At 31.8% G+C, this 4,407-nt stretch carries 7 protein-coding genes and 1 pseudogene; 1 reads left to right on the top strand and 7 read right to left on the bottom strand.

Annotated features, from left to right (window positions below; all coding sequences use genetic code 11):
* Window positions 1-91: 91 nt before the first annotated feature.
* The 5 genes and pseudogenes from KI369_RS26695 to KI369_RS26680 form a co-directional block, all read right to left on the bottom strand.
* A complete protein-coding gene (locus tag KI369_RS26695) occupies window positions 92-304 on the bottom strand; it encodes a YqaE/Pmp3 family membrane protein (RefSeq protein WP_144611289.1) in 213 nt (70 codons plus the stop codon).
* A gap of 208 nt (window positions 305-512) precedes the next feature.
* Window positions 513-1,172 carry a DUF6944 family repetitive protein gene (locus tag KI369_RS26690; RefSeq protein WP_212958523.1) on the bottom strand — a complete coding sequence of 220 codons (660 nt, stop codon included), beginning with the start codon at window positions 1,170-1,172 and terminating at the stop codon, window positions 513-515.
* A 186-nt stretch (window positions 1,173-1,358) separates the two neighbouring features.
* On the bottom strand, window positions 1,359-2,087 hold the full coding sequence (locus tag KI369_RS26685) for an SDR family oxidoreductase (RefSeq protein ID WP_438800518.1): 729 nt from the start codon (window positions 2,085-2,087) through the stop codon (window positions 1,359-1,361).
* A gap of 111 nt (window positions 2,088-2,198) precedes the next feature.
* A pseudogene (locus KI369_RS29795) lies at window positions 2,199-2,378 on the bottom strand (hypothetical protein); the annotation flags it as partial.
* Window positions 2,379-2,427: 49 nt separating this feature from the next.
* Window positions 2,428-2,763, bottom strand: coding sequence for a hypothetical protein (locus KI369_RS26680; protein WP_212958519.1), 336 nt, complete (start codon window positions 2,761-2,763; stop codon window positions 2,428-2,430).
* Between the two features lie 208 nt (window positions 2,764-2,971).
* On the opposite strand from KI369_RS26680, the gene gerPF reads away from it, so the two are divergent.
* Window positions 2,972-3,187 carry a spore germination protein GerPF gene (gene gerPF / locus KI369_RS26675; protein ID WP_001141565.1) on the top strand — a complete coding sequence of 72 codons (216 nt, stop codon included), beginning with the start codon at window positions 2,972-2,974 and terminating at the stop codon, window positions 3,185-3,187.
* Between the two features lie 217 nt (window positions 3,188-3,404).
* On the opposite strand, the gene KI369_RS26670 is transcribed toward gerPF, so the two are convergent.
* Together KI369_RS26670 and KI369_RS26665 are read right to left on the bottom strand one after the other, a co-directional pair.
* A complete protein-coding gene (locus KI369_RS26670) occupies window positions 3,405-3,740 on the bottom strand; it encodes a YolD-like family protein (protein ID WP_212958517.1) in 336 nt (111 codons plus the stop codon).
* Between the two features lie 444 nt (window positions 3,741-4,184).
* Window positions 4,185-4,407 (bottom strand): hypothetical protein (locus KI369_RS26665; RefSeq protein WP_238484963.1); only part of this gene is annotated, 223 nt, incomplete at its 5' end.

Below are 4,407 nucleotides of genomic sequence, written 5' to 3'. Positions count from 1 at the left end.
CTTACCGCTATACTAAAATTTAAACTTAAATATTATGAAAAAAAGAAAGGAGGTAACCCCCCTTTCTTTTTAAAACCATTTCACGACTTAGCTATCTTCTATCCCTCTTATTCATTTGATCATACGCTTGAATTTGTTTTTTTAATCTCCGGTCTGCTTTTTTATCATGTACAACTAATATCGCATGTATAACTCCTGGAACCCAAAATATTAATGTTAATATGAAGTTAATGATTGCTTGAAATGGTTTTCCGCAAAATAATACGGCTACAGGTGGTAGTAGAATTGCCAATAAATACATCATCTCTGGAAAACTCCTTGTTTTGTATTTTTTATCTCTCTTCTTTTCAAACGCTCACAAAACCAATTATTTTTATATATCACACATTCCAATTAAGCACGAAAAACTTTTCTACTCTTATATATTCTATTCAAATGCCTAAAAACCTACTACTTCAATCTTACCACGTATGTAAAATTGAAATTCCCCTTCCTTTATCAAATGTGTATTTTCATATTTTTATTTTTTCTAACTTTTCTTCTTTCTCTATTATAGTTAATCCAATCGCAGAAATAGCAGTTCCTATCGCTTGTATCCAAACACCAATGAGTGCTATTATTCTCTCATTTTTCTTATCAACCGTACTGTCTGCCTTTTCTGTTTCATTATTTGATATATTAATAATACCTTGATACGCTTGAAGTCCAGCACCTAAACTTTGCAGAGAATTACCTAATATAATAATTCTCTGCAAAGTTTTCATCTGAAACAAAGCTGCTTCTACTCCTAAAAAAGCTCCAATTGATTGTAAACTGTTCCCGACAATTATGAGATAATCATTCTCTTTCAATTGTTCATTTATATTAAAATATGTTCCTATTACATTTGATATATTCCCCAATGCTAATAACTCAATGCCCATTTTATCTAGCATTTCACTTTTATTCTCCAAACACATATTTTGATTTTCTCTTTCATCTTCATCTTCGATATCATTACTCGCTATAATTTGTAATATATACCCGAGAGCTTGTAATGAGCTTCCTACAATTACAAGATCCGATTCAACTTTCTCTTCTCCACTAAATCCTCTTGTCGTCCCAATAGCCGCTGTAAGATTTCCTCCTACTTGAAACCATGATCCTGTCACTTTTAAACTACTTGGATTCATTCTTATCACCTATTTAGAAATTCTCTAGCGCTTTCGACATATACAAATGGCATCCTTTATCTCATATTTATTTTCTATGTGTAATTTTGTGCATTCTAAAATGTGTTAATCATACAAAAAAGCACCTTTAAGGTACCTTTTTAGACAAAGCATGTATCACTTAAAATATGCCAATTTAATAAATATTCACATGCATTCTGGGCATGTCAATGAAGCTCCATTTTTATCAATTGTTATATTTAATATATATTTAATTGCATTACGTGACCACATTTCAGGTGTGGGTGATTCATTTACATACTGTGGTGCACATGAATACAGCATTGGGGTACTAATACTTCCGCCTGGATCTAAAGCAACAACAGCCATACCATAGGGAAGTTCAAGTGCCATAGATTTCGTGATACCTTCAATTGCAAACTTTGAGGCACAATATGGCGCCAGCTCAGCTTCCCCCTCTCGGCCCCAACTAGAACTCATATTAATAATCATTCCTTCTTTCCTAGCTACCATCGCTGGGACAAATGCCCTAATTACATTTACTACACCACTTACGTTTACATTCATTATATTTTCAAATTCTTGAGCGGTTACTTTCCACAGTGGCGCATTTTTATTAACAATCGATGCATTATTTATTAACAAATCAGGTGCTCTATTTCTATGAAGTATATAATTCGCCCAATCGCTTACTTGCTGAGAATCTGAAACATCAATTATTTGAAAATCATGTGTATTACCATAATATTTTTTCAATTCTTCAATTTTATCTTTTGAACGTCCACAGCCATATATATTCCATCCCAATTCATGAAATCGATCAACCATTGCACGACCTAACCCTTGCGTCACTCCTGTAATAATTACACTTTTCCCACTGTTATTTCGTTTCAAGCCTCTCTCCTCCTTTACAATATTTTATTATCTTCTTTTTTATTCAGCCAATTACTAAAGTATCAACTCATTTCATACTTTAGTAGGAGTTTTTATATAAGTAAAAAGAGTAACGATAACGGTTACTCTTTTTTATGTATCAAGAAAATCATTATTTATTTCGTTATTACTTTTAAATTTCAGCTTCTCTTTCCCGCATTTCTTACACCGATACACATAAGCTACACCTAGCTTAGCAGTTTTATAATCTTCATTATCCTGCATCTCAATTAATTTATACTTACGTTTACAGTGAGATTCATCTAAAAAACTTTCAACATAGAACTGTTCACCTCTATGAAAAAATCTTCATTTATTCTTATTACATACTTTTATATAAATTCTCAATCTCATGTTGCAACTTTTTAAATTGCTCAAAATGCATAGTGATAGACTGACTGTTACCATACTCAACACTATGCTTCACAAATAAAACACCAGTGTCATGAAAAATTGCTTCCAGTTCTTTTCTGATGGATACTTTCATTATATTTGCTGTTTTAATAGCCGATAAAATTGCAATTTCATTAAACTTTAATTTTATTTCATTTGGACAAAATGCTTCTTCAACCAAAATAACTTCATTGCTATAAATAAGCGCAACAAGATTACTTGATTTTGCATCTGTTAAATCTACTTTTTTTATAACATTATTCATTACATTTTGCCTCCTTTTATTTCGCATATATCAATTATACAATTTTTCAAAAAATTAATCGACCTTACATTAATTTTAACATACTTTTATTGTAGGATTAAGCTACACTTCAAACGTTTTACTATTCCACAATTTTTGTTACATGAACCATTTGGACTATAAGACCATATAGTAGTATTAACAAATGATTGTAAAGCGGGTGAAAACCATGCCCTCAGTTGTAGGGAATTTAGTTGTACAAAATAGTAACGGTTCATTTAACTTAGGTGATTTCTACAACGTTTCTCCGAAGGAAAATACGAAGGCTTATAATGGATCTGGTGCTTCAAACGTTGGTTTTGTTGTTAATACTTTTAATGGCGTGAGCGCGACTAATACGTTTGATTCTGACCTTGCAGATCAAAACCAAGTTGGTACAGCCTAATCCTATTTTTTCATCGTTCTGTTTAGGAATTTTAAATTTGTCTATACTATAATCAGGCTGTTACACAGCTATTGTTGATTTTTGGAGTACCCTATCTTTTTCTCCCTTTCCCTGGGGCTAAGCAGCTAGTATGAAGCTAGCTGCTTTTTCGTTTCATTTTTTATATCCCTCATCTAACATAACGTAAAGGAAGAAAAAATTAAAATTTTAGCTTCCTTTACATTATTTCAATAATATCCGATGTATTAAATACGTAAGTTTTATAAAATGCGTCAGTACATATTACAATGCGCTTTAGCGGGTTTATATGCACAACTGTCATATAGCTTGTAAGTATGTATCCATCTTCAAAATATGTCACCAATATTTCTTTCTCAGACAATAATGACGTTAATAATTTATCAGAAACTCTCTCTTTTGCTTCGTTTGTTACAAGCGGTTTTTGTACTTTAAACTTCTCTCCAACAACCTTTCGCATACTTAACAATTGTTCCGACATTACTGTAAATGGAACCCATTCTCTTTCTACTTTCTGCACCTTTACATCATTCATTTCTTTATCTCCTTGATCATTTATCTATTCAATTTCAAACATAATATTTCTCAATAATTGTTAGGTTCATATTTATCTCGCATTAACAAGCATTATGCCTCCCTCCTCAATATTCGGGCATATGAGAGGAAGGTAAGACGAAAATCAACTGCCCGTAAACGCTTAATTGGTGAAAGCTAATAATTAGCGGACGATGAACATCCTACTAATTAAAGTTTCACTTTATTTCTTACTCGTATATTATCTGCACCTGCAAGAACATTAGTTCTAATTATACACGAACCTACGTTCTTTTTAAATGATTTAAATTATATTTTTATCCATCATTTATTTTTTCTTCATCAAATGAGCTTTTCACTCCTTATTTAATAGGACGTTCACATATCAACAAAAAAGCGACTTCATACAAAGTGAAGTCGCTTTTTTCTAATAACGTATATTCCTTTACTTTTCTATCCTAACAAGAGTTCTTTCCGGAATACAAATCTTATCTATATTAAAATGATTTATTTTTAATTCTCCCACTCGTTCCTTATCTTCATCACCAACCCAACAACTAAATAATTCAAAATAGTCCCCATCAATTAAAAATGCATCACCTGTATTTGTTATGCAACTTAATAATCTGTCTACACCTAAATCGCAACTCAAAGCGTTACTCGTAGTC

This window comes from Bacillus sanguinis, assembly GCF_018332475.1.
Classification (GTDB): domain Bacteria; phylum Bacillota; class Bacilli; order Bacillales; family Bacillaceae_G; genus Bacillus_A; species Bacillus_A sanguinis.
The sequence above is the reverse complement of the archived record's forward strand: the minus strand, read 5'-3'. Positions and strand labels throughout refer to the sequence as shown.